This window comes from Flavobacterium eburneipallidum, from assembly GCF_027111355.2.
Taxonomy (GTDB): domain Bacteria; phylum Bacteroidota; class Bacteroidia; order Flavobacteriales; family Flavobacteriaceae; genus Flavobacterium; species Flavobacterium eburneipallidum.
The window spans coordinates 1,318,924-1,345,148 of record NZ_CP114291.2 but is presented as its reverse complement, the minus strand read 5'-3'; the positions used below and the strand labels follow the sequence as shown (position 1 = coordinate 1,345,148).

General features: G+C 34.9%; 23 protein-coding genes, 2 tRNA genes and 1 rRNA gene. 10 read left to right on the top strand and 16 right to left on the bottom strand.

From position 1 onward, the window contains the following. Nucleotides 1-6: 6 nt before the first annotated feature. From OZP15_RS05525 to OZP15_RS05515, 3 genes are all read right to left on the bottom strand, one after another. Nucleotides 7-80, bottom strand: a tRNA-Ala gene (locus tag OZP15_RS05525). A 91-nt stretch (nt 81-171) separates the two neighbouring features. Next, a tRNA-Ile gene (locus tag OZP15_RS05520) sits at nt 172-245 on the bottom strand. 123 nt (nt 246-368) lie between these two features. After that, nucleotides 369-1,882 (bottom strand): 16S ribosomal RNA (locus OZP15_RS05515). 1,107 nt (nt 1,883-2,989) lie between these two features. Here OZP15_RS05515 and thrS point away from each other — a divergent pair. From thrS to OZP15_RS05490, 5 genes are all read left to right on the top strand, one after another. Beyond that, complete coding sequence (gene thrS / locus OZP15_RS05510; protein WP_281337231.1) at nt 2,990-4,936, top strand: threonine--tRNA ligase; 1,947 nt, start codon at nt 2,990-2,992, stop codon at nt 4,934-4,936. Nucleotides 4,937-4,952: 16 nt separating this feature from the next. Beyond that, a complete protein-coding gene (infC, locus tag OZP15_RS05505; RefSeq protein ID WP_394344383.1) occupies nt 4,953-5,510 on the top strand; it encodes a translation initiation factor IF-3 in 558 nt (185 codons plus the stop codon). A gap of 100 nt (nt 5,511-5,610) precedes the next feature. Further along, entirely contained in the window at nt 5,611-5,808 is a 198-nt protein-coding gene (rpmI, locus tag OZP15_RS05500) for a 50S ribosomal protein L35 (protein WP_269227477.1), read from the top strand. A 171-nt stretch (nt 5,809-5,979) separates the two neighbouring features. Next, nucleotides 5,980-6,324 (top strand): 50S ribosomal protein L20, encoded by a 345-nt coding sequence (gene rplT / locus OZP15_RS05495; protein ID WP_281337230.1) that lies wholly within the window; start codon nt 5,980-5,982, stop codon nt 6,322-6,324. A gap of 168 nt (nt 6,325-6,492) precedes the next feature. Then, entirely contained in the window at nt 6,493-9,408 is a 2,916-nt protein-coding gene (locus OZP15_RS05490; RefSeq protein ID WP_281337229.1) for a M16 family metallopeptidase, read from the top strand. 82 nt (nt 9,409-9,490) lie between these two features. On the opposite strand, the gene OZP15_RS05485 is transcribed toward OZP15_RS05490, so the two are convergent. From OZP15_RS05485 to OZP15_RS05475, 3 genes are all read right to left on the bottom strand, one after another. Further along, a complete protein-coding gene (locus tag OZP15_RS05485) occupies nt 9,491-10,162 on the bottom strand; it encodes a DUF6250 domain-containing protein (RefSeq protein ID WP_269227475.1) in 672 nt (223 codons plus the stop codon). An 8-nt stretch (nt 10,163-10,170) separates the two neighbouring features. Beyond that, nucleotides 10,171-12,369, bottom strand: a complete 2,199-nt coding sequence (locus tag OZP15_RS05480) for a B12-binding domain-containing radical SAM protein (protein ID WP_281337228.1) — start codon at nt 12,367-12,369, stop codon at nt 10,171-10,173. Between the two features lie 169 nt (nt 12,370-12,538). Beyond that, nucleotides 12,539-12,793, bottom strand: coding sequence for a helix-turn-helix domain-containing protein (locus tag OZP15_RS05475; protein ID WP_140486777.1), 255 nt, complete (start codon nt 12,791-12,793; stop codon nt 12,539-12,541). A 104-nt stretch (nt 12,794-12,897) separates the two neighbouring features. Here OZP15_RS05475 and OZP15_RS05470 point away from each other — a divergent pair, with 104 nt between their 5' ends. Beyond that, nucleotides 12,898-14,934: an HsdM family class I SAM-dependent methyltransferase gene (locus OZP15_RS05470; RefSeq protein WP_281337227.1), complete on the top strand. Its 2,037-nt coding sequence runs from the start codon at nt 12,898-12,900 to the stop codon at nt 14,932-14,934. A gap of 20 nt (nt 14,935-14,954) precedes the next feature. After that, nucleotides 14,955-16,067: a restriction endonuclease subunit S gene (locus tag OZP15_RS05465; RefSeq protein ID WP_269227472.1), complete on the top strand. Its 1,113-nt coding sequence runs from the start codon at nt 14,955-14,957 to the stop codon at nt 16,065-16,067. Nucleotides 16,068-16,171: 104 nt separating this feature from the next. On the opposite strand, the gene OZP15_RS05460 is transcribed toward OZP15_RS05465, so the two are convergent. Beyond that, nucleotides 16,172-17,455 carry an MFS transporter gene (locus OZP15_RS05460; protein ID WP_281337226.1) on the bottom strand — a complete coding sequence of 428 codons (1,284 nt, stop codon included), beginning with the start codon at nt 17,453-17,455 and terminating at the stop codon, nt 16,172-16,174. An 87-nt stretch (nt 17,456-17,542) separates the two neighbouring features. Between OZP15_RS05460 and bshC the strand changes: the two genes are divergently transcribed. After that, complete coding sequence (gene bshC / locus OZP15_RS05455) at nt 17,543-19,132, top strand: bacillithiol biosynthesis cysteine-adding enzyme BshC (protein WP_281337225.1); 1,590 nt, start codon at nt 17,543-17,545, stop codon at nt 19,130-19,132. A gap of 91 nt (nt 19,133-19,223) precedes the next feature. Beyond that, on the top strand, nt 19,224-19,643 hold the full coding sequence (locus tag OZP15_RS05450; RefSeq protein WP_269227470.1) for a nucleoside-diphosphate kinase: 420 nt from the start codon (nt 19,224-19,226) through the stop codon (nt 19,641-19,643). Nucleotides 19,644-19,763: 120 nt separating this feature from the next. Here OZP15_RS05450 and OZP15_RS05445 read toward each other — a convergent pair whose 3' ends face one another. Together OZP15_RS05445 and OZP15_RS05440 are read right to left on the bottom strand one after the other, a co-directional pair. Next, nucleotides 19,764-20,060 carry a DciA family protein gene (locus tag OZP15_RS05445; RefSeq protein ID WP_269227877.1) on the bottom strand — a complete coding sequence of 99 codons (297 nt, stop codon included), beginning with the start codon at nt 20,058-20,060 and terminating at the stop codon, nt 19,764-19,766. Next, nucleotides 20,041-20,484 carry a lipocalin family protein gene (locus OZP15_RS05440; RefSeq protein ID WP_281337224.1) on the bottom strand — a complete coding sequence of 148 codons (444 nt, stop codon included), beginning with the start codon at nt 20,482-20,484 and terminating at the stop codon, nt 20,041-20,043. Before OZP15_RS05440 ends, OZP15_RS05445 begins: the two co-directional genes overlap by 20 nt. A gap of 168 nt (nt 20,485-20,652) precedes the next feature. Between OZP15_RS05440 and OZP15_RS05435 the strand changes: the two genes are divergently transcribed. Continuing rightward, a complete protein-coding gene (locus OZP15_RS05435) occupies nt 20,653-21,723 on the top strand; it encodes a serine hydrolase domain-containing protein (protein ID WP_269227469.1) in 1,071 nt (356 codons plus the stop codon). Between the two features lie 231 nt (nt 21,724-21,954). On the opposite strand, the gene ftsY is transcribed toward OZP15_RS05435, so the two are convergent. The 7 genes from ftsY to OZP15_RS05400 form a co-directional block, all read right to left on the bottom strand. Continuing rightward, the gene (gene ftsY / locus OZP15_RS05430) at nt 21,955-22,908 is read right to left on the bottom strand and encodes a signal recognition particle-docking protein FtsY (RefSeq protein WP_281337223.1); all 954 of its coding nucleotides are present in this window, start codon (nt 22,906-22,908) and stop codon (nt 21,955-21,957) included. A gap of 252 nt (nt 22,909-23,160) precedes the next feature. Beyond that, nucleotides 23,161-23,313: a DUF4295 domain-containing protein gene (locus OZP15_RS05425; protein WP_070261881.1), complete on the bottom strand. Its 153-nt coding sequence runs from the start codon at nt 23,311-23,313 to the stop codon at nt 23,161-23,163. A 71-nt stretch (nt 23,314-23,384) separates the two neighbouring features. Next, nucleotides 23,385-23,567: a 50S ribosomal protein L33 gene (gene rpmG / locus OZP15_RS05420; protein WP_026714106.1), complete on the bottom strand. Its 183-nt coding sequence runs from the start codon at nt 23,565-23,567 to the stop codon at nt 23,385-23,387. Between the two features lie 28 nt (nt 23,568-23,595). Continuing rightward, the gene (gene rpmB / locus OZP15_RS05415; RefSeq protein WP_066078045.1) at nt 23,596-23,832 is read right to left on the bottom strand and encodes a 50S ribosomal protein L28; all 237 of its coding nucleotides are present in this window, start codon (nt 23,830-23,832) and stop codon (nt 23,596-23,598) included. A 72-nt stretch (nt 23,833-23,904) separates the two neighbouring features. Then, nucleotides 23,905-25,158 (bottom strand): competence/damage-inducible protein A, encoded by a 1,254-nt coding sequence (locus OZP15_RS05410; protein ID WP_281337222.1) that lies wholly within the window; start codon nt 25,156-25,158, stop codon nt 23,905-23,907. A gap of 56 nt (nt 25,159-25,214) precedes the next feature. Continuing rightward, nucleotides 25,215-25,559, bottom strand: coding sequence for an Hpt domain-containing protein (locus OZP15_RS05405; RefSeq protein ID WP_269227467.1), 345 nt, complete (start codon nt 25,557-25,559; stop codon nt 25,215-25,217). Further along, a complete protein-coding gene (locus OZP15_RS05400) occupies nt 25,560-26,171 on the bottom strand; it encodes a fumarylacetoacetate hydrolase family protein (RefSeq protein WP_269227466.1) in 612 nt (203 codons plus the stop codon). Nucleotides 26,172-26,225: the final 54 nt, after the last annotated feature.

Sequence of the window (26,225 nt, the reverse complement as noted above, 5' to 3'; positions counted from 1 at the left end):
TTTTTGTGGAGAATAACGGAGTCGAACCGTTGACCTCCTGCGTGCAAGGCAGGCGCTCTAGCCAGCTGAGCTAATCCCCCATTTTTTAGTTGTCAGTTAACAGTTTTCAGTTAACACTACTTAAAACGGCTTCACTCAACCTCTAAAATTTCCTTTCTTAAGTTAAAATAGTAGTCCCGGGCAGACTCGAACTGCCGACCCCTACATTATCAGTGTAGTACTCTAACCAGCTGAGCTACGAGACTCTGTTTTACTTAAAATTGTATTATTTGAACTAACAGCGAGAGTAATTAAATCTTGCGATTCAACCTTTTTGAATTTTTCGTCTTCTTTCTTTAGCGTGCATATAGCTAACACTAAAGCTCTAGAAAGGAGGTGTTCCAGCCGCACCTTCCGGTACGGCTACCTTGTTACGACTTAGCCCTAGTTACCAGTTTTACCCTAGGCAGCTCCTTGCGGTCACCGACTTCAGGCACCCCCAGCTTCCATGGCTTGACGGGCGGTGTGTACAAGGCCCGGGAACGTATTCACCGGATCATGGCTGATATCCGATTACTAGCGATTCCAGCTTCACGGAGTCGAGTTGCAGACTCCGATCCGAACTGTGACCGGTTTTATAGATTCGCTCCTGGTCGCCCAGTGGCTGCTCTCTGTACCGGCCATTGTAGCACGTGTGTAGCCCAAGGCGTAAGGGCCGTGATGATTTGACGTCATCCCCACCTTCCTCACAGTTTACACTGGCAGTCTTGTTAGAGTTCCCGACTTGACTCGCTGGCAACTAACAACAGGGGTTGCGCTCGTTATAGGACTTAACCTGACACCTCACGGCACGAGCTGACGACAACCATGCAGCACCTTGTAAATTGTCTTGCGAAAGTTCTGTTTCCAAAACGGTCAATCTACATTTAAGCCTTGGTAAGGTTCCTCGCGTATCATCGAATTAAACCACATGCTCCACCGCTTGTGCGGGCCCCCGTCAATTCCTTTGAGTTTCATTCTTGCGAACGTACTCCCCAGGTGGGATACTTATCACTTTCGCTTAGCCACTGAAATTGCTTCCAACAGCTAGTATCCATCGTTTACGGCGTGGACTACCAGGGTATCTAATCCTGTTCGCTACCCACGCTTTCGTCCATCAGCGTCAATCCATAAGTAGTAACCTGCCTTCGCAATTGGTATTCCATGTAATCTCTAAGCATTTCACCGCTACACTACATATTCTAGTTACTTCCTTATAATTCAAGTCTAGCAGTATCAATGGCCGTTCCACCGTTGAGCGATGGGCTTTCACCACTGACTTACTAAACCGCCTACGGACCCTTTAAACCCAATGATTCCGGATAACGCTTGGATCCTCCGTATTACCGCGGCTGCTGGCACGGAGTTAGCCGATCCTTATTCTCACAGTACCGTCAAGACGCTACACGTAGCGTTGTTTCTTCCTGTGCAAAAGCAGTTTACAATCCATAGGACCGTCATCCTGCACGCGGCATGGCTGGTTCAGACTTGCGTCCATTGACCAATATTCCTCACTGCTGCCTCCCGTAGGAGTCTGGTCCGTGTCTCAGTACCAGTGTGGGGGATCTCCCTCTCAGGACCCCTACCCATCGTAGCCTTGGTAAGCCGTTACCTTACCAACTAGCTAATGGGACGCATGCTCATCTTTCACCGTTGTGACTTTAATAACATCTCGATGCCGAGTCGTTATACTATGAGGTATTAATCCAAATTTCTCTGGGCTATCCCTCTGTGAAAGGTAGATTGCATACGCGTTACGCACCCGTGCGCCGGTCTCTAGCTCCGAAGAACTATACCCCTCGACTTGCATGTGTTAAGCCTGCCGCTAGCGTTCATCCTGAGCCAGGATCAAACTCTTCATCGTATATTGTTTAGTCTTGCGACTTATTTATTATTCGACTCAAATTCTAGTGGTTTTTTAAATCTTCCGATTCTCTTACTCTCTTTATATTTGTTCCGATTTGCATCGGAACGGCTGTCAATTCAATATGTCTAGGAACGTGTCTTTTTATATCTCGCTATTCTTTCGTTTAGCGGGTGCAAAAGTAGTAACTCTTTTTCAATCTGGCAAACTTTTTTGAAGTTTTTTTTAAGAAAATTTCTTCTCCCTTTCTTCTCAATTCTTTACCAGTATATCAATGATCGTTGCTATTTTAGCGGGGTGCAAATGTAACACCTCTTTTTAAATCTCACAAACTTTTTTCGAATTTTTTGAAAATAAATTTTCTTATCCTTTTAATCCGTTTGCCAGTATTTTAAATGAACTTCTGCGTCTTTGCGGGTGCAAAAGTAGGCACTCTTTTCAATTAAACAATGCCTTTCTCAATCTTTTTTTTATTCTTTTTTTTAAAGCACTGACTTTACGAGTTTTACAGTAGGAGATTTTTTGTAAATTATGATTTTAAGATAGACCTTTTTGAGAATTGTGGCGGTTTTGGTGGGATTCAAACACAATGAAACCTAGATCAACACAGATTAGCTAACACAAAAAAAACGCATTTAAAAGGATTCTCTTCTTGAATTGCCTAAAAAAACCTCACCCCGACCCTCTCCAAAGAAGAGGAAGACGTGACACTTATGAGTATTTACAGATCAATATTCTCGTTTATTGCTCAAAACGGGATATCCCTTTTAATAAACTTACCTATATATAAAGAGAAACTTTCTCATTAACAACCAACCCTAGCCCTGATAGTAGTAGAAATCCTTGTGAAAAGACAGACTAATTTTTATTGTCCTAAAAGAGCAACCAAAGGAAGCTCCTTTTTGAGCGTAGAAAAATAGAATGGATTGAGCAAGATTACTTCAATTCACTTTTATTTTCATCGGAGTTCAGTGAACTTCGTTTGAAACGGAGAGAAGGATTTAGCTCCTAAAGAAAATCACTCCTATATATAATGTATAAACTTGCATATATATATTGTGTGTATTTTTCTAATCGTCTATATTTGCATTCACAAAATTAAAAACAATGATTAATATTACTTTGCCCGACGGGTCAGTTAGAGAGTTTGATTCAGGCGTAACGCCGATGGAGGTTGCTAAAAACATTAGTGAAGGATTTGCCAGAAACGTAATTTCGGCTTCTTTCAATGGTACAATTGTTGAAACCACCACTCCTTTGACGACGGATGGCAATCTTACTTTATATACTTGGAATGACGAAGGTGGTAAGAAAGCTTTCTGGCATTCGACTTCGCACGTGATGGCACAAGTGCTTGAAGAGATGTACCCTGGAATTAAATTGACCCTTGGACCAGCAATCTCTAATGGTTTCTATTATGATGTGGATTTTGAAGATCATAAAATTACAGATGCCGATTTCAAAAAGATTGAGGATCGTGTTTTAGCAATATCGAGAGAGAAACATGAATTCAAATTGCGTACTGTGACTAAAGCGGAAGCTTTGGAAACATACAAAGACAATGTTTATAAAACAGAATTGATTACGAATCTGGAAGACGGAACGATTACTTTTTGTGATCATTCTACTTTTACTGATTTGTGTCGTGGTGGTCATATTCCAAATACTGGAATCATCAAGGCGATGAAAATTATGAGTGTCGCTGGTGCTTACTGGCGTGGTGATGAAAAGAACAAGCAATTGACTCGTGTTTATGGCGTTTCGTTTCCTAAACAAAAAGACCTAACCGAGTACCTAGAATTATTGGAAGAAGCTAAACGTAGAGACCATAGAAAACTAGGTAAAGAATTGGAATTGTTTGCTTTTTCTTCCAAAGTTGGTCAAGGCTTACCTTTATGGCTACCTAAAGGCGCTGCACTTCGTGAACGTTTGGAGCAATTTTTGAAAAAAGCTCAAAAGAAAGCAGGTTACGAACAAGTAGCCACTCCGCATATTGGACAGAAAGAATTGTATGTGACTTCCGGTCATTATGCAAAATACGGAGCCGATAGTTTTCAGCCGATAAATACTCCTGCTGAAGGCGAAGAGTTTTTATTAAAGCCGATGAACTGCCCTCACCACTGTGAAATCTTCAATGTAAGACCTTGGTCGTACAAAGATTTACCAAAACGTTATGCTGAATTTGGAACGGTTTATAGATACGAGCAAAGTGGTGAATTACACGGTTTGACTCGTGTTCGTGGGTTTACTCAAGATGATGCACATATTTTTTGTACTCCAGACCAATTGGATCAGGAATTTAAAAACGTAATTGATTTAGTATTGTATGTTTTTGGTTCATTAGGATTTGAAGATTTTACGGCACAGATTTCGTTGCGTGATCCAGAAAACAGAGAGAAATACATCGGTAGCGATGAAAATTGGGAAAAAGCAGAAAATGCCATTATTAATGCAGCACGCGATAAAGGACTAAATACTGTTGTTGAATATGGCGAAGCAGCTTTCTACGGTCCGAAGCTAGATTTCATGGTAAAAGATGCTTTGGGAAGACAATGGCAGTTAGGGACTATTCAGGTTGATTACAACCTGCCAGAGCGTTTTGAATTGACTTACAAAGGTTCAGACGATCAACTACACACACCTGTTATGATTCACAGAGCTCCTTTTGGATCAATGGAGCGTTTTATCGCTATTTTGATAGAACACACTGGGGGAAAATTCCCACTTTGGCTAATGCCAGAACAGGCTATTATATTGTCTTTGAGCGAGAAATATGAAAATTATGCTAAAAAAGTTTTGAATCTGCTAGAAAATCACGAAATTCGCGCCCTTATAGACAACCGAAGCGAGACAATCGGAAAGAAAATTAGGGATGCAGAAATGCAGAAAACCCCGTTTATGCTGATTGTAGGCGAGGAAGAAGAGAAAAACGGAACCATATCTATACGCCGTCACGGTCAGGAAGGAAAAGGGAATGTTAGCGTTACAATTGAAGAATTTGCTGCAATTGTAAACGAAGAAATAAGCAAAACATTAAAAGTATTTACAGTTTAACTTAAATTATAAAGTCATAGCAATAAGAAGTAATAGAGGTTACCAACCTCGAGTAGAAAAAAAAGACGCACACAGAATAAACAATCTTATCCGTGGTGTGCAAGAAGTAAGGCTTGTAGGTGAAAATATCGAGCCTGGAGTTTTTAAACTTTCGGAAGCGTTACGATTAGCCGATGAGTTTGAACTGGATTTAGTTGAAATTTCGCCTAATGCTGAACCGCCTGTTTGTAAAATAATGGACTATAAAAAGTTTGTTTATATGCAAAAAAAGCGTGAGAAAGAGCTTAAGGCAAAATCTACTCAAATTGTAGTAAAAGAAATTCGTTTTGGTCCTCAAACTGATGAGCACGATTATGAGTTTAAAAGAAAGAATGCAGAAAAATTCTTGAAAGAAGGTTCTAAATTGAAAGCGTTTGTTTTCTTTAAAGGACGTTCTATCATTTATAAAGATCAAGGGCAAATCTTGTTATTAAGACTGGCTACCGATCTTGAAGAATTTGGAAAAGTAGAAGCAATGCCAGTTCTCGAAGGAAAGAGAATGATTATGTTTATTGCTCCAAAGAAAAAGAAGTAAGCAGTTTGCAGTCGCAGTTTTCAGTTCATAGTGTAAACGGAGACTAAAAACTAAAAGATAAGTAAGTAAGTAAGAATAAATTAAAAAACACTAGGAAAAAATGCCTAAAATGAAAACCAAATCTAGCGCCAAGAAACGTTTTAAAGTTACTGGTTCTGGAAAGATTAAGAGAAAGCATGCTTTCAAAAGTCATATCTTGACTAAAAAATCTAAAAAACGTAAATTAGCTTTGACTCATTCAGCGCTAGTTCACAAAACGGATATGAAAAGCATCCAACAACAATTAAGAATCATCTAATAAGCCATTAGTGAAAAGTCACTAGCCATTAGTCTTCAAACTAGTGCCTAATGCCAAATCACTCTTGCCTAGATAATCTTTAGGTTAAAACAATTTAAAATAACCTTGGAGTATGGCCTTAAGTTCCCTTGATTGAATTCGGGACGCCTGCTACAAAAAAACAGAAAAATTATGCCAAGATCAGTAAATTCAGTTGCTAAAAGAGCAAGAAGAAAAAAGATAATGAAGCAAGCCAAAGGTTTCTTTGGTCGTCGTAAAAACGTTTGGACAGTTGCTAAAAATGCGGTTGAGAAAGCAATGTGCTACGCTTACCGTGACAGAAAAGTGAACAAAAGAAATTTCCGTTCTTTATGGATTCAACGTATCAACGCTGGAGCTCGTTTAGAAGGAATGTCTTATTCACAACTAATGGGAAAAATCAAAAAGCAAAACATCGAATTGAACCGTAAAGTTCTTGCTGATTTAGCTATGAATCACCCAGTAGCTTTCAAAGCAATACTTAATAAAGTAAAATAAACGTTTTATCAACTCAATTTAAGATTACTTACTTATATAGAAACCCAGTCGAAAGATTGGGTTTTTTTATGATTTTTCATGAATAAAAATAGGCAATATTGGCATTTTAACATATTATTCGCACCAAATACCTATAAATTAAGCTACTTTTGAATAAAATCGAAAAATATGAAAAAAATAATACTCATTAGTTGTCTGACCCTATCATTAACAGCTATATCACAAACCTTTTCTACCGAAAAAATGAAAGACACTCAAGGGTATTCGTACGAAACTACAAAAAATGACAAAACTGGTGTTCGCGTATATACACTTAAAAATGGCTTAAAGGTTTTCTTGGCACAGAATACCGATGAACCTAGAATTCAAACTTATATTCCTGTAAGAACAGGTTCTAATAATGACCCATCAGACAAAACTGGTTTGGCACATTATTTAGAACACATGGTTTTTAAGGGAACCAGCAAAATAGGAACTCAAAACTGGGAATCCGAAAAAAAATTAATCGCCCAAATTTCGGATTTATACGAACAACACAAAGCTGAAACTGATCCCGAAAAGAAAAAAGCAATCTATAAACGCATTGATGAAGTTTCGCAAGAAGCTTCTAAATATTCTATTGCCAATGAATATGACAAACTTATTTCGTCTTTAGGTGCAAAAGGAACCAATGCTCACACTTATTTAGAAGAGACTGTTTACAAGAATAATATTCCCGCAAACGAGTTGGAGAAATGGATGATTATTGAAAAAGAACGTTTTTCTGAATTGGTCTTGCGCCTTTTTCATACCGAACTCGAAGCGGTTTACGAAGAGTACAATCGGGTTCAAGACAATGATGGACGTATTGTCAATTATGAATTGATGAATGCTTTGTTCCCCATTACTCCATACGGACAGCAAACCACCATTGGAAAACCCGAACATTTGAAAAATCCTTCCATGGTTGCCATTCATAATTATTTCAACACCTATTATGTGCCTAATAATATGGCCATTGTTTTAGTTGGTGATTTAGATTTTGACAAAACCATCAAAATGGTGGATCAATATTTTGGAACATTTGCTTACAAAGAACTTCCTATGAAGAAGCAACTTTCCGAACAACCAATGACTACTATTGTAGAAAGAGAAGTAAAAAGTCCGACTGCCGAACGATTGACAATGGCCTGGAGAACTTCTGGAGTAGGAACAAAAGAAGCTTTGTTGGCTGACATCGCCTCTAATATTCTATCCAATACGGGTGGAGTTGGTTTAATCGACATTGATATTAATCAAAAACAATTGGCTCTAGGAGCTGGTGCTTATACTTCGGTTTTCAATCATTATGGTTATCAAGCTTTAGCCATATCGGTGAAAGAAGTACAAGCTTTGGAAGAAGGGAAAAAATTATTGCTTTCTGAAATTGATAAAATCAAAAAAGGAGACTTTGATGACTGGATGATCCAAGCGGTAATCAACAACATGAAACTAGAACGAATGAAAAGCTACGAATCTAGCGACGGATTAGCAACTTCATTATATCGTTCATTCATCCAAGGAAGAAGTTGGACAGAAACTTTATCTGAAATCAACGAATTGTCCAAAATTTCAAAAGCAGATGTTATTCAATTTGCCAATGAGTTTTACAAAGACAATTATGTGATTGTTTACAAAAGAAAAGGAGTCAATGACAAATTAGTTCGTGTAAGCAACCCGAGCATCACTCCTGTACAATTAAACAGAGATTCACAATCGGGATTCTACAAAGACTTTTCTAAATTAACTTCAACTGATTTAACGCCCGTTTATGTTGATTTCAAAAAAGAAATACAAACCCAAAAAGTAAAAAACACCGAAATCAGCTTCATTAAAAACAAGACCAATAGTATTGCCAATCTGTATTACATTTTTAATATGGGATCCGATCACAACAAAAAAATATCCTTGGCGATGGGAATTTTAGACTATTTCGGAACTGATAAAATGAGTGCGGAAGAGGTCAAGAAAGAATTTTATAAAATCGGAATTACATACACTGTTAGTGCTGGAAACGATTTGAGCTATATTTCTCTTTCTGGTTTAGAAGACAATTTACCTAAAGGAATTGCACTATTAGAAAACCTATTGAAAAACGTAAAACCAGATCAAGAAGTTTATAACACCACGGTAAATACTATTTTGAACACCAGAGCCAATGCAAAAAAGCGTAAAGAAAACATTATGCTTGCCTTATCGACTTATGCAAAATATGGCAAAGATTCCCGTTTTAGAGATATTATTTCTGAAAAAGAATTGAAAGAAATGAATGTTGCAGAGCTGACTGACATACTAAAAGGACTAACGGATTATGAGCATCAGATTTTCTTTTATGGCAATAATTTGAAACCCATTGTTGCAGCTTTAGAAAAAAATCACAATCTAAATGCCAACAAAGTGATACCAAATCCAAAAAAATACCAAGAACCAGAAACAGCAAACAAAGTCTATTTTGCCAACTATGACATGGTTCAAGCAGAATTAACCCGAATTGCCAAAGGTGAAAAATACAATTCCAGCCTAACAGGAACTGTCAATGTGTTTAATTCTTATTTTGGTTCAGGATTATCATCAATAGTTTTTCAAGAAATTAGAGAATCTAAATCGTTAGCCTATTCGGCTCGAGCATTATATAGCATGGCTAATGACAAGAATCTATTCGATTATATGCAGGTTTCTATCGGAACACAAGCTAACAAATTGCCACAAGCTGTTGAAGCTATTTCAACATTATTGACTGAAATGCCCAAAATTGACAAGCAATTCAACAATGCTAAAGACTCAAGTTTAAAACAAATTGCTTCTTCCAGAATTATCAAAACGAATATATTCTTCAATCAATTGAGTTTAAAAAAATTAGGTTTTGATTATGATATTCGAAAAGATACTTATAAAACCATTCAGAATCTTACGCTAGAAAGCACGAATGATTTCTTCAACAAAGAAGTAAAAACCAAGAAATACAACACAGCAATTATTGGTAAAAAAGAAAGCTTGGACTTCGAAGCTCTAAAAAAACTAGGAACAATTGAAGAAGTTACTTTAGAAGAAATTTTTAATTATTAATTAAAAGTAGCTCATTTATACAAAGAAACCCAATCGAAAGATTGGGTTTCTTTTCTTACAATAATGAAAAGTAAAAGATAAACTATTCTAACTTGAATACTTTAAAATTATCAAATTGCTGATGACTTTTAGAAGTCCTAAATCCGAAAAAACCTTTTGTGTAAGGATTTGTATCTTGAAAATCCCAAAATAATTCTCTATTTAAGAAATATTGCACTCGACCCTTATTGACCATTATTTTGACCGAATACGTTTTGTTTCCTTCCAGAAGATGATCCTTGTCGCTATACTCTTTTAAAATAGGTTTATCATCAACTCCATTGTATTTACGGAATCTAGTAAACTTGTTGTAATGCCCACCAACACCTGCGTAATAAAGATTCAAATTGTCATAAGAAGAAAATTTTCCATCTCGTTGTATTGTTTTAGAACTCGGATCTGTTGCCATCCAAAAAGCATTCATATCCGAAACTCGGTCGAAAGCACAGCCATCTTCCACTACAATCACATCGTAAGTAATTATTATATTTCCAGACAATTGCGTTTTAAACCAAATTGTTGCTCCAATAGTTGTAGAAACATCCAACTTGCCGTCTAAAATTTTCACACTAGATTTTTCTGGTTGTTCGAATTCAACATTCCAATTCGACCAATCTTTATCGAAATTGTCTGAATAAATTAGTTTCGGTTTTGTCTGCGAAAAAAGAACAGACGAAAAAACTAAAAAACCGAATAGCAAATAATTACTTTTCATATCTTTTTTTATAATATCAACAATCCAAACTCCCGTAAAGTATTCACAGGTTTGGCATACCAAAACAATTCGAAATCTTCTAAATCAGTTTCAAAATCTGCTTTTATTTCCTGAAAAGAATAGATTTTAGAGTTTGAAACTGATATTTTTTGAAGCATTTGCACCAACCATTCGCCTTCTAGTTTTGGGGTTTGAATAGTAAAACTTTCCTTTTTGTCGTGAAAAGTCATAGCCATCATTTCCCAAGAATTTCCTTTTTTGGATTTTGTGAAATGTTCAACCATTGGCTTCCCTCCTAGCCAAACGATTTTAGCTGTTGGTTTGATATTGAAATCTTCGGCTTCTTCCAAAGCATTGACAATAAAATCAGGATGAATTTTTGTTTTCGGGATTTTGAAATCGAACCAATCTTGCAATTCATAGTCAAAACAAATGCCGTGCATAAAATTGAAAAGGGATTTTTTTAATCCAAAACTGAACTTATCGTGGTCGATTCCTGTATTGTCAACGTAATTAATATCGTTATTGGCGAAAACCTCCCCTAACGCCTCCAAAGGAGGGGAAGTAGGAACAACACCAAATTTCTCTGGATACATTCCAACCGGACTGTGTGCAGTCATTGCAAACTGATGCCAAAATCCTGATTGCAAAACACCTGCTTCAAACAATTGACGAACCATTTCCAAACTATCAACCGTTTCCTGAATCGTTTGAGTTGGATAGCCATACATCAAATAAGCGTGTACCATAATACCTGCTTCTGTAAAATTACGAGTAACTTTTGCCACTTGTTCTACCGTAACGCCTTTGTCAATCAATTTTAATAATCGATCGGAAGCTACTTCGAGCCCACCGGAAACGGCAATACATCCTGAAGCCTTCAATAACAAACATAAATCTCTTGTGAAACTTTTCTCGAATCGAATGTTTGTCCACCAAGTTACTGATAATTTCCTGCGAAGAATTTCAAGTGCCAAAGCTCGCATCAAAGCCGGCGGTGCTGCTTCATCTACAAAATGAAAACCATTTTGACCTGTTTGCGCTATCATTTCCTCCATCCGATCGCACAATAAATTGGCAGCAATGGGTTCGTACACTTTTATATAATCTAATGAAATGTCACAAAACGTACATTTTCCCCAATAACAACCGTGTGCCATCGTGAGTTTATTCCATCGTCCGTCGCTCCACATTCGGTGCATTGGATTCACAATTTCGATAACCGAAATGTATTTATCCAAAAATAAATCAGAATAATCAGGTGTACCCACTTGGGATTGTTTGTAGTCGCTTCGGGTAGAATTATTTTTATAAACAACCTTTCCGTTTTCGAGAAGGAAAGTCCGTTTAAACTCATTAGAATTTGGATTTTGAATTTTGGAATTTAAAAGTTCTATTGGCAATTCGCCATCATCCAACGTAATATAATCGAAAAATTCAAAAACACGAGTATCCGAAAGCGAACGCAATTCAGTATTAGGAAACCCGCCTCCCATTGAAATTTTGATATTCGGATAGTGCTTTTTCACCCATTGAGCAGAACGAAAAGCAGAGTATAAATTACCAGGAAAAGGAACAGAAATCAAAAACATTTCAGGTTGAATGGTTTCGATTCTGTCTTTCAAAAGCGAAAATAAAACGTTATCTATATAAGTAGGTTCTTGTTGAAGAGCAAAATATAATTCGTCAAAAGAATTGGCAGATCGTCCCAAACGTTCTGCATAACGGCTGAAACCAAAATTGGCATCGACACATTCTACAATAAAATCGGAAATATCTTCGAGGTATAAAGTCGCCAAATGCTTGGCTTTATCCTGCGTTCCCATTGTTCCAAAAGCCCAATCCAATTCTTCTAATTGAGAAAATCTCGAAGCTTCTGGCAAATAATCTTCCTGACAAATTTGAAGTGCCAATGTTGGATTTTTTCCTTGCAAAAATGCAATAACGGAATCAATAGTTTTGATGTATTCGTCTTGGAGAGCGAAAATTCGTTTACAGTTATCAGTTGATGGTTGACAGTTATTGGTGCTAAATAAATGAGTCAATCCTTCTTTCGAAAACAATTTCAAAATCACTTCAATACCCAAATCCGCTTGAGTTGCCGAAATGTTTTTGGTGTTCAAAAACCCTTTGATATAAGCCGTCGCTGGATAAGGTGTATTCAGTTGGGTAAAGGGTGGCGTGATGAGAAAGAGTTGGGTTTTCAAATGAAAATTATTTTATGCAAAAGTAAAATTAAAATTTGTGGTTTACTGATTTTTTAAAACAATTGGTAAGTGAAATTTGTGTAAATAAAAAAACCCAGAACAAGTCTGGGTTTACCTTATTTTTTTATAATATAAAGAAAACTTAGTTTTTACTAAATAATAACATTCACTATTTTTCAAAATCAATCTTTAGTCCCTTGATAAGTTCGGATGGTTCAACTTCAAGAGCTGATGCTATTTTCAACATTGTGGAAATCTTCATTTCTTGGATTCCCTTAATGTATTTCCTCAAATTTTCAACATCTAATCCCGCATCGTATGCTACATTTTTAGATACAAGATTTTTCTCTTTAATAATATCTTTTATCCTATTACCCAGTTCAATAACAGCTTGTGGAATTTCTGTTTTTCTTATCCTTTTCATAAGATAAATTTATGATGTCAAGATTGTTTTTAACCGATTGTATTCAATCGATTGTTTACAACCGATTTTATTTTTACATTTGAAGAAATTCGGCACATAAAAAAATGATACAATCAGTAGAACCCAATATTGCAGATTTAGCTAATGGATGGCTAAAAAACTATAAGTTACCATATAAACTAGAGCAAGAATCAGTAAATACTGAAATAGACAAAGCACTTTCTGATTATTATTCTAAAAATGGTGGCGTAGGAGGAAATCGAGTAGATGCAAAAATTCTGTTGCAAGACAAAAATTTAAACTACTATCCAATCCTTATTGAGTACAAAGGTTACAAAAATAGTTTGGTAAAACTGGATGCAAACCATCAAGTAGAAAACAAAAACGCAAAAAACGAACCAAATCTTAAAAACATCAATTCATTTGCTGTAAACGGAGCGGTGCATTATGCCAATGCAATTTTACATCATACAAGTTATACTGACATTATTGCTATTGGAATGACGGGTTACAAAGACGAAGCTGGAAACATCAAACATCAAATTGGAGTGTATTTTGTTTCTAAAACCAATTTTGGTGTGGGTCAAAAAGTGGGGGAGTTTTCAGATTTTTCTTTTTTAGCGCCAAAAAACTTTGATGCGTTTATAGAGAAAGTAAAAACATTGAGTTTAACGCAAGAAGAAATTGAAAAAATAAAAGAACAACGAGAAAAAGAAATTGATGCCAGCTTACGAAAACTGAATCACGATATTTACGACAACGAAAAAGGATTAGGAGAAAATGACCGTGTATATCTTGTTGCTGCTTCAATTATTGCAACACTAGGTATTCCAGGTAAAGTGGCACCGCTCGAAAAAACCGATTTCAAATCTTCTATTGAAATTGGCAATACAGATGGTGATATTATAGTACGGAAAATAAAAGCGTTTTTAGATGCAAAAGAAATTCCCGAAGAAAAGAAAAATCTAATACTTCGCACCTTACAAAATACGCTTACTACCGAAAACATAAATAAAATTCAAGATGGTGAAAGCCAACTAAAAAGAGTATTTACAAAAATCGTAGATGATTTAGGCATATATTACAAAATAGGTTTAACAACCGATTTTACAGGAAAACTTTTCAACGAAATGTATGGTTGGTTAGGTTTTTCGCAAGACAAACTAAACGATGTCGTACTAACACCATCTTATGTTTCCAATCTTTTAGTAAAACTGGCTCGTGTTAATAAAGATTCCTATGTTTGGGATTTTGCCACAGGTTCGGCTGGTTTACTGGTTTCAGCAATGAACGAGATGCTAAACGATGCCAAAAATACTATAACATCGCCAGAAGAATTAACTCAAAAAGAAATAAAAATAAAAGCCGAACAATTACTTGGTTTAGAGTTGCTTTCTAGCGTTTATATGTTAGCCATTCTTAATATGATTTTAATGGGTGACGGAAGTTCAAACATTCTAAATAAAGATTCATTACTAGATTTCGATGGAAATTATGGCTTTGGCAAAACAAACAGCAAATTTCCTGCTGATGCTTTTATCCTTAATCCGCCGTATTCATCAAACGGAAATGGAATGAATTTCGTTGAAAAAGCATTAAATATGATGAACAAAGGATACGCTGCTATTATTATTCAAAACTCCGCTGGTTCAGGTAGAGCTAAAGAGTATACCAAACGAATTTTAGAAAAACACACCCTTTTGGCAAGTATCAAGATGCCGGTAGATATTTTTATAGGCAAAGCAAGTGTACAAACCAACATATATGTTTTCAAAGTAAATGAAAAGCACCATAAAGAAGAAATGGTAAAGTTTATAGATTTTTCAAATGATGGCTACACAAGAACCAACCGCAAAAAAACCAGCAATAACCTTAAAGACACTAACCAAGCAAAACAACGCTATGAAGAATTAGTAAACTTGGTTCGTTTTGGCAAAAGCAAACTTAATATTTTCACCAACAAAGAATACCACGAAGCTACAATAGACCCAAAAAACGGAGCCGATTGGAATCAATCTGCACCACAAGACGAAAAACCAACATTACAAGATTTCAAGAAAACTGTGAGTGATTACTTGGCTTGGGAAATTTCTACTATTTTAAAACAACAAAATATTGAAGATGAAAGTTTGGGAAAGTAGATTCCCTACTTAACAATGAATTGGAAAATGTTAAGTGGGGCGAATACAAACTAGGCGATTTATTTGAAATAAATCCAACAAAATATTATCGTTTACAGAATGAAGATATAATTTCTTCTAACGGAAATGTTCCATTAATTTCAAATTCATCAACAGAAAATGGCGTTATGGGTTTTTCTACTTTACAGCCACTTAATAAAGGTAATACCTTAACCTGTTCTGATACAACATTAGGCGCAGACACAATGTTTTATCAACAACGCGATTTTATTGGTTATTCACATATTCAACATTTGGTTCCAAAGTTTGAACCTTTTAATAAAGCAATTGCGACAATTATTATTTCTGCTTGTAGAGTATCTACAGCAAAAAAATATGATTATGGCAATAAGTTCAATCGAGTTGAAATGAACAAAACAAAAATTCAACTTCCAACTAAAAACGGTAAAATAGATTTTGAATTTATTAATAACTTTATAACGGAGTTAGAGACTGAACGTTTTAAAAATATGGAAACATATTTAGTAGCAACTGGATTAAAAGATTATACTTTGACACTAGAAGAACAGCAGGTTTTGAAGAATTTTGGTAAAGAGAAATTCGAAGAATTTAATATCATAGACATATTTGATGTTAAAAACACCAAAAACATTTTATCGAGAGATATTGTTGAAAATAGCGGAAACATACCATATTTGTGTGCAAGCACAGAAAACAACGCTATTAGTTCTTACATTGCTTATGATGAAAAATATTTAGATAAGGGGAATTGTGTATTTATAGGTGGGAAAACTTTTGTTGTTACATATCAAGAAAATAATTTTTATTCAAATGACAGTCATAATTTAATTTTAAATTTACGAAAAGAGGATGAAAAAAATAAGTTAAGCCAATTATATCTTGCAACTTGCATTAACAAAAGTTTAGGGCGTAAATATTCTTGGGGAGATAGTATTAGTAATAGAAAAATACAAACTGACAAAGTTTCACTACCAGTGAAAAACAAACAACCAAATTACGCATTAATGAGAACCTTCATTTCCGCAATTCAAAAATTAGTAATAAAAGAGGTCGTTTTGTACACGGATAGAAAAATAGCGGATACCCAAATTGTGGCAAATCCAAAAGTGTAGGAAATTGATGTCATTGATAATAACTCAATATTTTAATTACAAAAAAAGGTCTTCTGAAAATAATTAAAATTCACAGAAGACCTTTTTCTTGAGTAAAATCGTTTCTAAAACTTATGCTCCTCTTTGCTAATCAACAAAAAAGCAACCAAAGAAATACAAGCTGCAGCCGTCAAGTAAAACCCAACATAAGTCAAGCTATAGGTTGATGCCAACCAAATAGCTACCATTGGAGCAAAAGCCGCACCCAAAATTCCCGCCATATTAAAGGTTAATGAAGCTCCTGAATAACGAACTGTGGTAGGAAATAATTCCGATAAGAATGTTCCCAATGGTCCATAAGTAAATCCCATCAAAGCCATTCCCATACATATAAAACCAGTAACCATAACAGTACTTCCTGAATTTAGAAAATAAGAGAAGAAAAAACCAAAAATCGCAATGGCAATTGTAGCAATAATTAACATTTTTCGGCGTCCAATTTTATCAGCAACAACTGCTGAAACGGGTATAAATAAAGCAAAAAACAATACCGAAAACAACTGAATTAACAACGCATCCCTTTTTCCAAAACCCAAATCAGAAGTAGCCCAGCTCAATGTAAATACCGTCATTAGATAAAAAACCAAGAAAGTGGTAACGGCAGCTAATGTTCCAAAAATCAATTGATTTTTATAGGATTTAATCAAAGTCAAAAATGGAATTTTTACTTCTTCGTGTGCTGTTTTTGAATTTTCAAAAGAAGGTGTTTCCGAAATTTTAGTTCGGATGTAAAAACCAACTAGAACCAAAAGTGAACTGGCAATAAAAGGAATTCTCCAACCGTAATCCATAAAAGCTGCTGCGCTCATCGAATCGGTCAGCAACAAGAAAGTTCCCCCTGAAAGCAACAAACCAATTGGCGCACCTAATTGCGGAAACATTCCGTACCAAGCGCGTTTGTTTGGTGGTGCATTTTCGATAGCCAACAAAACAGCTCCTCCCCATTCGCCTCCTAATCCAACGCCTTGCCCAAATCGGCACAACATCAATAATAAAGGAGCCGCAACACCAATACTGGCATAACTAGGCAAAAAACCAATGGCAACTGTAGAAACTCCCATGGTTAATAAGGCAGCGACTAAAGTAAATTTACGCCCAATTTTATCGCCATAATGTCCAAAAAAAGCAGAACCTAAAGGGCGAGATATAAAGGCTATGGAAAAAGTAGCCAACGATTGTATGGTTGCCATAGTCGGACTTGAACTCGGAAAAAACAATTGTGGAAAAACCAAAACAGCTGCATTGGCATAAATATAAAAATCAAAAAACTCAATAGTTGTCCCTATCAAACTGCCAAAAAGGATATGATTTAATGAATTTACTTGATCGGGATTAGAATTATTTGCCATAATGAATTGTATAAAATGATGTTAATTTTCGAAAAGAACCAAGATTCAATTCCAATATTTTGGTACTTTAGCATTAAAAATTTTACTATGCCAACCGACTGTATCAGCTACCAAAACTCTGGTTATTTTTCTTCTTTGATGAATGATTATTTAGATCAAAAAGAATCCATACAGTCATTATACCATCGGTTTCCAAATCTTGAAAATTTCGAAGCACAAATAAAGGAAAAGAAAACCAACTATGCCAATGAAAACCGAGCTGTTTTAGTTTCGGTTTTAGAAGTGCAATATTCTAAAATAAACGCTTCAGATAATACCTTAAACAACATTAAACTTTTAAACAATTCAAACACTTTTACGATTACCACAGGACATCAACTGAATTTATTTTCGGGGCCACTGTATTTCTTGTATAAAATCATTTCAACTATCAATCTGGCAAAAGAACTGAAAGCGAAATATCCATCGGAAAACTTTGTGCCTATTTATTGGATGGCGACCGAGGATCACGATTTTGATGAAATAAATTATTTCAATTTCAAAGGACGAAAATTTCGCTGGAACAAGGAAAGCGCTGGCCCAGTTGGACGGTTATCAACTGAAGGATTAGCTGATTTTTTTGAAGTTTACTCACATGAACTCGGAACTGGAAAAAACGCAGATACCATCAAGAAACTTTTTCAGGAATCTTATTTGAATCATTCCAATTTAGCTGAAGCAACACGTTTTTTGGCGAACGAACTTTTTGGTGAATACGGATTAGTCATTATTGATGCGGATAACCAAGATTTGAAAAGAACTTTCATTCCTTATATAAAAGAAGAATTGACGCAACAAACTGCGCATAAAAAAGTCCTTGAAACTATTGAAAAACTAAAAGAATATACCGCCCAAGTCAATCCTAGAGAAATCAACTTATTTTATATTGAAGATGATTTACGAGAACGAATTATTTTTGAAAATGGAAAATACTTGGTAAATAACACCAAAATAGAATTTTCAGAAAGTGAAATATTTTCTTTAGTAGAAAATCATCCGGAGAAATTCAGTCCCAATGTTATTATGCGTCCGTTGTACCAAGAAGTAATTTTACCTAATTTATGCTACATTGGCGGTGGCGGGGAAATTGCTTATTGGTTGGAACTAAAATCTTTTTTTGAAGCTGTAAATGTTAGTTTTCCAATACTACTACTTCGAAATTCAGTGCTGTTGGCAACCGAAAAACAAGCCAAAAAAGCGGACAAACTAGGATTGACTTGGAGTAATTTATTTTTGAAACAAGAAACTTTAGTTAACGAAAAAACAAAATTATTGGATGAATTTTCAATTGATTTATCCATTCAAAAAGATTTTTTAAAAAATCAGTTTCATTATCTGCACAGCTTGGTGGAAAAAACAGATAAATCTTTTCTTGGTGCAGTAAAAGCTCAAGAAGCTAAACAAATAAAAGGTTTAGAAAATTTAGAAAAACGGCTATTAAAAGCGCAAAAAAAGAAGCATTTTGATGAATTAGAGCGAATTACCGATTTGCAAAACGAATTGTTTCCTAATAAAAGTTTACAAGAACGCCAAACCAATTTTTCTGAATTTTATCTCGAAAACGGAAACCATTTGATCCAAAAATTAATCACACAGCTAAAACCTTTAGAAAATCAATTTGAAGTAATTATCTTCTAGATTTAACTTTTTGTCCCTTTTTAATTGTTGATTTATTAAAATCAATTCACAAAAAAGTTATATTTTTGCACCAAATTTAAAAAAACAAAAAATGGCTACAAATAGAACTTTTACAATGATTAAACCTGATGCGGTTGCTAACGGACACATCGGAAATATATTAGCAATGATCACAAACGGTGGTTTCAAAATCGTATCCTTGAAATTAACTCAATTAACTGTTGCTGATGCGCAAGCCTTTTATGCGGTTCATGCCGCAAGACCTTTCTACGGAGAATTAGTAGAATTTATGTCAAGAGGTCCAATCGTTGCTGCTATTTTAGAAAAAGAAAATGCTGTTGAAGATTTCAGAACTTTGATTGGAGCTACAAATCCTGCCGAAGCTGCTGAAGGAACTATTCGTAAAGCATACGCAACTTCATTAGGAGAAAATGCAGTTCACGGTTCTGATAGCGATGAAAACGCAGCTATCGAAAGTGCTTTTCACTTTTCAGGAAGAGAGCAGTTCTAGTATTCAGTGTTCAGTTTTTAGTGTTCAGTCACAACTTAAAACTATAAACAAAATAGAAAATCCAGTTTCAAAAATTTGAAACTGGATTTTTTATTTATAATCACAACTGACCACTGACCACTATCTAAAAACAACATCCTTCACTACATCACGACGCAATTCTTCGTTAATCAGTGCCACAATTTTAGATTTTCCGTGACTTAATTCTTCCCGCAAAACGGCTGATGAAAGTTCTACATACAAAGTTGTTCCTTTCAAAACTACGTTTTTTGTGTAATGATTGACACCGTTACCCATTAAGTTTTTCCAGGCTTCCCTAACATCAATTTGATCCATTCCGCCTTGCAACTTATTCACTTGGATAATTTGTTGCAAAATATCCCCAACCGTACTTTGATCATTCAGTCTTTTTGCCATCTCCAAGAATATTAATTGATTCTGCTTTTTTATAATGATATTCTTTTTTTTCTGCATTTCTGAAGACTAATTCCTTGTCTGAAATAGCAACCAACTCTTCTGTCCATCTAGCATAAGGAGTAGCATATTCTATAAAAACTTTTCCATCCTTAAATCGTACTCTTGCATTTTCATACGTATTATTAACTAAAAAAGTACCGTCCAATTGTGGCTTTACTTTCTTTCGGAAACCTACTCTATTAGCACCAATTTCGAAATAATCATAACTTTCATTGATAGCATAATCTTTATCTTCACCATCATCAAAAACTACTTTTTGAATTTCCCAATACCCGTTAATTTTGGATATATCCTCTGGTTTTATTGTCTGCTGGCAAGAAACCAACAAGAACGATAAGAATAAAATGCTTAAAGTATTTTTCATGTGCTGCTATTTATTTATTTTTTTGATTTTCCCTTCTGAGAATGGAACAAAACGTATCCTTTTCGACAAAGTTAACTTTATTAAATACCAAAGAAAACAAAAAAACAAAAAACTGATTAAACTATTTTCAATACTTTTGGTCATACCTTCAAATCAATCTTTTAGAATATGTCAAAAATATACCTACTATTTACTGTGTTGCTATTTGCAAGCTGTAGTTCTGACAGTCCAAACCCGACAACTCCAATCGAAACTACTTATTTCCCACCATTGACAAGCGATGTTTGGGAAACAAAATCTGTAGCTGATTTAGGTTGGAAACAAAGTGCTGTCCAACCTCTTTTAGATTTTTTAGAACTCAAAAACTCTAAAGGTTTTATTATTTTGGTTAATGGAAAAATTGTCATGGAAAATTATTTCAACGGACATACCGCTACAACACCATGGTATTGGGCAAGTGCAGGAAAAACACTGACTGCCACACTTACTGGAATTGCTCAACAAGAAGGGCTGATTAATATCAATAACAAAGTTTCGGATTATATCGGAACAGGCTGGACAAATATGCCATTAGCCAAAGAAAACCTAATTACCAACAAACATTTGCTCTCAATGACTTCTGGTATCGAAGAAATTGCCAATGGAGACGATGTTACTCCAGCAAAACTTACCTACAAAGCCGATGCGGGAACTCGATGGGCATATCACAATGTTTATGTAAAGTTACAAGATGTTATTGCTTCGGCTTCAGGAGATACTTGGTCAAAATATTTCAACACCAAATTGAGAGATAAGATAGGAATGACAGGGACTTGGCTTCAAGTTGATAATAACAGCGTATATTATAGCAATACAAGAAGTATGGCTCGCTTTGGATTACTCATACAAAACAAAGGAAAATGGGAAAACACAACAATCTTGAACGAAACTTTTTATAACGAAGCTACTACCACCTCACAAAACATCAATTTAAGTTATGGCTATTTGTGGTGGATTAACGGGGAATCTAGCTATCACTTACCACAATCTCAACTACAATTCAAAGGCAGTTTAATTCCTACAGCCCCCAATGATATGTTTATGGCTTTAGGTAAAAATGATCAAAAAATCTATGTGATTCCAAGCAAAAAAATGGTGGTAATAAGAATGGGAGATGTTGCCAATCCTGCTAATCCGACCTTTGCTTTATCTGGTTTTGACGAAGAATTATGGTCAAAAATAAGTGCTTTGTACCAATAATTTTATCTATTGTTCATTCGCTTAAAAAAACCAAGAATAAAGAAAATCGCCCCAAAAAAAAGCAGAATATAATACAATGATATATTTTTATTTCTGACAACATTAGACAAAACAAAACATACAACACTTACTAAATACAAATAAATAGGGGAAATATTTTTAAAAAAAGAAAAATTCATTGTAAACTAATTAAAGTAATCTTTGTCAAGGTAAAGTTTGACAAAGATTTTTTTATTTAAAGAAACTATCTACAAACTCGTACTTATTAAAAACCTGTAAATCCTCAATTCCTTCACCAACTCCAATGTACTTTACAGGAATCTGAAATTGATCAGAAATGCCAATAACAACACCACCTTTGGCAGTGCCATCCAACTTGGTAACCGCAAGAGAAGTCACTTCAGTAGCAACAGTAAACTGTTTGGCTTGTTCGAAAGCGTTTTGCCCAGTAGAACCATCAATAACCAACATTACATCGTGAGGCGCATCAGCAACGACTTTCTGCATCACACGTTTTACTTTGGTCAACTCGTTCATTAAATTAATTTTGTTGTGCAAACGACCTGCGGTATCAATAATTACAATATCAGCATCTTGCGCCACAGCTGATTGCAATGTATCAAAAGCTACAGAAGCTGGATCACTTCCCATATTTTGCCTTACAATAGGAACTCCTACTCTATCAGCCCAAACTTGCAACTGATCAATTGCTGCTGCACGAAAAGTATCGGCTGCACCCAAAACTACTTTGTGACCCGATTTTTTGAATTGATATGCTAATTTTCCGATAGTCGTAGTTTTTCCTACTCCATTGACACCAACAACCATCAAAACATAAGGTTTAGTATTAATTGGAATTACAAATTCTGTTGCCTCACCCGAATCAATTTCCGACAGTAGGCCTGCAATCTCTTCACGAAGAATTTGATTCAATTCACTAGTTCCAAGGAATTTATCTTCGGCTACTCGTTTTTCAATTCGAGTAATGATTTTTAGAGTCGTATTTACTCCAACATCCGAAGAAACCAAAATTTCTTCCAAATTGTCTAATACTTCATCATCTACTTTTGATTTTCCAGCAACTGCTTTGGTTAACTTTGAAAAGAAAGAAGCTTTTGATTTTTCGAGTCCTTTATCTAAAGACTCTTTTTTTTCTGAAGAAAATAATTTTTTAAAAAAACTCATCGAATTATTGATTGAGGATTAAGTCCCGACACATTCGGGATTGATTTCATATCATTTTGTTACCAACAAACCTTTGTCAAAGTTTTTAACTTTGACAAAGGTTGGGGATAACTAATTATTCAATACTTCATGTAAATGAAGCTATCTGTAATTTGACAGACACCCGAGCGATAGCGAACAGGCGAAGCAAATATAGAAAATAAAAAAGCTACTTTCGAATGAAAGTAGCTTTTCTATATAATGCTATTTGGATTATTTCTTTTTCAAGAATTCATCAACTTCTTCAGGAGCCATAATAGATTCTACGAATGTATATGCACCAGTTTTTGGAGACTTCACCATTTTGATAGCTTTTGATAATCTCTTTGAAGCTGTTTGTAACGATGCTACGGTTTTCTTTGCCATGATTCAAATGTTATTTTAATTTTAATAAATCCCTAATGAAACATTTGAGATTGTATCAAAACCTATAATTATTACTTAATTTCTTTGTGAACAGTTACTTTCTTCAAGATTGGATTAAATTTTTTAATCTCTAATCTATCTGGAGTATTTTTTTTGTTCTTTGTTGTTATGTATCTTGAAGTTCCTGCAACACCTGATGCTTTGTGTTCAGTACATTCTAAAATTACTTGGATTCTATTACCTTTCTTTGCCATCTTGCTATTTATTTATTTTGGAAAAAGATTATTTAATAAATCCTTCTGCTTGTGCTTTTTTCAAAACTGCAGCAATTCCATTTTTATTAATTGTTTTTACTGTAGATGCAGCTACTCTAAGAGTAATCCATCTATCTTCTTCTGGAAGATAAAAACGCTTTTTAACTAAGTTTACCGAAAATTTTCTCTTAGTTTTATTCATAGCGTGAGAAACGTTATTTCCTACCATCGCTCTTTTACCTGTAAGGTCGCAAACTCTTGACATTATATCTTATCTTTTATCGTTATTCAAAATCAGGGTGCAAAGAAAAGAAAAATAAACGGATGAAACAAAAAATTATATCACATTTTTTAAAATTTCTTTTCGTAGCATTTCCAGACACTTTTTTACGGCTCTATCTACCACTTTTTCACGGGGTTGACCAAAATTAAACTCCTCTACGATTACTTCATTTGGTGTTGCCAATGCAATAAAAACCGAACCCAGTTCCGCATCAGAATCGCCTTTATTTGGTCCTGCATTTCCAGTTGTAGCAATGCCATAGTCCGTATTCATTAGACTTTTGATATTCACAGCCATTTGTTTTGCCACTTCGGCACTAACTACTGAATATTCTGAAATTAAATCTTGCGAAAGTCCCAAAACCGAGATTTTAGTTTCGGTTGCATAGGAAACAATACTTCCTTTAAAATAACTGGAAGCACCCGAAACGGATGTGAAAAGTTGTGCCAACATTCCTCCTGTACAACTTTCGGCAGTAGCAATGGTTTTATTTTGTTGTGCTAAAAGTCTTCCTACCACGGTTTCAAGAGTTTCATCCTCATCAAAACCAACAATAATATCATTGATTATTTTAGTCAAGGAAAGTACATTTTCTTGGATAGATTTCTCTAGCAATTCCTTGTCAATTCCTCTAGCCGAAAGTCTTAATCGCACACTTCCTGGCGCAGGCAGATAAGCTAACTTTATAAATTCGGGTAAATTATTTTCCCATTCTTCAATACGTTCTGCTACCATACTTTCACCCTGTCCATAAGTCATAATAGTTTTATGAAGAATGTAAGGTCGCTTGTATTCTCGAACTACTTTGGGAATAATTTCATTTTCGACCAAGTATTTCATTTCAAAAGGAACTCCTGGAAGCGAAATAAAGACTGTATTTTCTTTTTTCATCCACATTCCTGGCGCTGTACCTACTTCATTATGAAGGACAGTACATTTGGAAGGAACAAGTGCTTGATCTTTGTTAATTTGTGTAATGGTACGCTTATAAAAACCTTCGATTAATTTGGTAACATGAGCTAAAACTACCTCATCCACAATTAATTCATCTTCAAAATAATCGCAAAACGTCTTTTTGGTTACGTCGTCTTTGGTTGGCCCCAGTCCTCCAGTAATAATAACCAAATCAACTTTATTTTGAAACTTTAGAAAAGTATCTAAAATATGTTGTTTATTATCACTAATAGATGCCATTTCATAAATCTCAACACCTATTCTGTCTAATGATTTGGCTATAAAACCAGAATTCGTATCGATAATTTGGCCAATAAGAATTTCATCACCTATAGTAATTATGGCTGCTTTCATTTTAGATTTTAGAATTTAGATTATTGATTTTAGATTACCGATTTTGAAGTAAAAATCTACAAATCAAAGTCTTTTTTCAACTCTTTCACAGCGTCTTCTATTTGATTTTTGACACTCTTAAAAGTTTCTTTGATTTCTTTCTTTTCACCCTCGGCTTTTGTCCAAGCTTCTACTTGAAGAATTTCTTCAAAAGCTACTTTTAAACCTAATAAATCAAGTGTTGGTTTTATTTTATGGGCATAAGCATAAGCATGCTTGTGGTCTTTTTTCTTGATTCCTTCTTTGATTTGTTCTAAATCATCAGGAACTTCTGTGACAAATAAATTCACTATTTGCAAGACAAATTCTGGATCGTTATCTGAAAGTGCGTACACTTTGGCTAAATTGTAATGTAGTGCCATTTATTTTATTTGAATACTAAATAGTTTATTTCCTTCTAAAAATCCTTCTAAAACATCATCAGGTTTTACAGCAGCAACACCTTCTGGAGATCCGGTAAAAATAATATCGCCAATTTTCAGAGTAAAATACTGTGAAACAAAAGAAATTATTTCGTCAATTTTAAATAACATCTCGCTAGAATTCCCTTTTTGAACTACTTTGTTGTTATTTATCAATTCAAAAGTAATATTTTCCAATGAATTAAATTGTGTTTTTGGCAAAAATTCTCCTATCACTGCTGATCCATCAAAGGCTTTGGCTTTTTCCCAAGGCAATCCTTTTGCTTTTAATTCATTTTGTAAATCACGAGCCGTAAAGTCTATTCCCACACTAATTTCGTCATAATACTTATGAGCAAATTTCGTATCGATATACTTACCCACCTTATTTATCTTAACAATAATTTCTATTTCGTGGTGAATATCATTGGAAAATTCAGGAATCACAAACGGATGTTGTTTCAACAAAATAGCCGAATCAGGCTTCATAAAAACGACAGGCTCTGTTGGTCTTTCGTTTTTTAATTCTTCAATATGTTTGGCGTAGTTTCTGCCGATACAGAGTATTTTCATAAATTCAGTGTTCAGTATTCAGTATTCAGTGATCAGTCTAAAAACTAAACACTG

Excerpts from the sequence above, each read along its gene's own strand:
- thrS (WP_281337231.1), top strand. The coding sequence starts at position 2,990 with ATGATTAATATTACTTTGCCCGACGGGTCAGTTAGAGAGTTTGATTCA.
- rpmI (WP_269227477.1), top strand. The coding sequence starts at position 5,611 with ATGCCTAAAATGAAAACCAAATCTAGCGCCAAGAAACGTTTTAAAGTT.
- rplT (WP_281337230.1), top strand. The coding sequence starts at position 5,980 with ATGCCAAGATCAGTAAATTCAGTTGCTAAAAGAGCAAGAAGAAAAAAG.
- OZP15_RS05490 (WP_281337229.1), top strand. The coding sequence starts at position 6,493 with ATGAAAAAAATAATACTCATTAGTTGTCTGACCCTATCATTAACAGCT.
- OZP15_RS05485 (WP_269227475.1), bottom strand. The coding sequence starts at position 10,162 with ATGAAAAGTAATTATTTGCTATTCGGTTTTTTAGTTTTTTCGTCTGTT.
- OZP15_RS05475 (WP_140486777.1), bottom strand. The coding sequence starts at position 12,793 with ATGAAAAGGATAAGAAAAACAGAAATTCCACAAGCTGTTATTGAACTG.
- OZP15_RS05470 (WP_281337227.1), top strand. The coding sequence starts at position 12,898 with ATGATACAATCAGTAGAACCCAATATTGCAGATTTAGCTAATGGATGG.
- OZP15_RS05460 (WP_281337226.1), bottom strand. The coding sequence starts at position 17,455 with ATGGCAAATAATTCTAATCCCGATCAAGTAAATTCATTAAATCATATC.
- bshC (WP_281337225.1), top strand. The coding sequence starts at position 17,543 with ATGCCAACCGACTGTATCAGCTACCAAAACTCTGGTTATTTTTCTTCT.
- OZP15_RS05450 (WP_269227470.1), top strand. The coding sequence starts at position 19,224 with ATGGCTACAAATAGAACTTTTACAATGATTAAACCTGATGCGGTTGCT.
- OZP15_RS05445 (WP_269227877.1), bottom strand. The coding sequence starts at position 20,060 with ATGGCAAAAAGACTGAATGATCAAAGTACGGTTGGGGATATTTTGCAA.
- OZP15_RS05440 (WP_281337224.1), bottom strand. The coding sequence starts at position 20,484 with ATGAAAAATACTTTAAGCATTTTATTCTTATCGTTCTTGTTGGTTTCT.
- OZP15_RS05435 (WP_269227469.1), top strand. The coding sequence starts at position 20,653 with ATGTCAAAAATATACCTACTATTTACTGTGTTGCTATTTGCAAGCTGT.
- ftsY (WP_281337223.1), bottom strand. The coding sequence starts at position 22,908 with ATGAGTTTTTTTAAAAAATTATTTTCTTCAGAAAAAAAAGAGTCTTTA.
- OZP15_RS05425 (WP_070261881.1), bottom strand. The coding sequence starts at position 23,313 with ATGGCAAAGAAAACCGTAGCATCGTTACAAACAGCTTCAAAGAGATTA.
- rpmG (WP_026714106.1), bottom strand. The coding sequence starts at position 23,567 with ATGGCAAAGAAAGGTAATAGAATCCAAGTAATTTTAGAATGTACTGAA.
- rpmB (WP_066078045.1), bottom strand. The coding sequence starts at position 23,832 with ATGTCAAGAGTTTGCGACCTTACAGGTAAAAGAGCGATGGTAGGAAAT.
- OZP15_RS05410 (WP_281337222.1), bottom strand. The coding sequence starts at position 25,158 with ATGAAAGCAGCCATAATTACTATAGGTGATGAAATTCTTATTGGCCAA.
- OZP15_RS05405 (WP_269227467.1), bottom strand. The coding sequence starts at position 25,559 with ATGGCACTACATTACAATTTAGCCAAAGTGTACGCACTTTCAGATAAC.
- OZP15_RS05400 (WP_269227466.1), bottom strand. The coding sequence starts at position 26,171 with ATGAAAATACTCTGTATCGGCAGAAACTACGCCAAACATATTGAAGAA.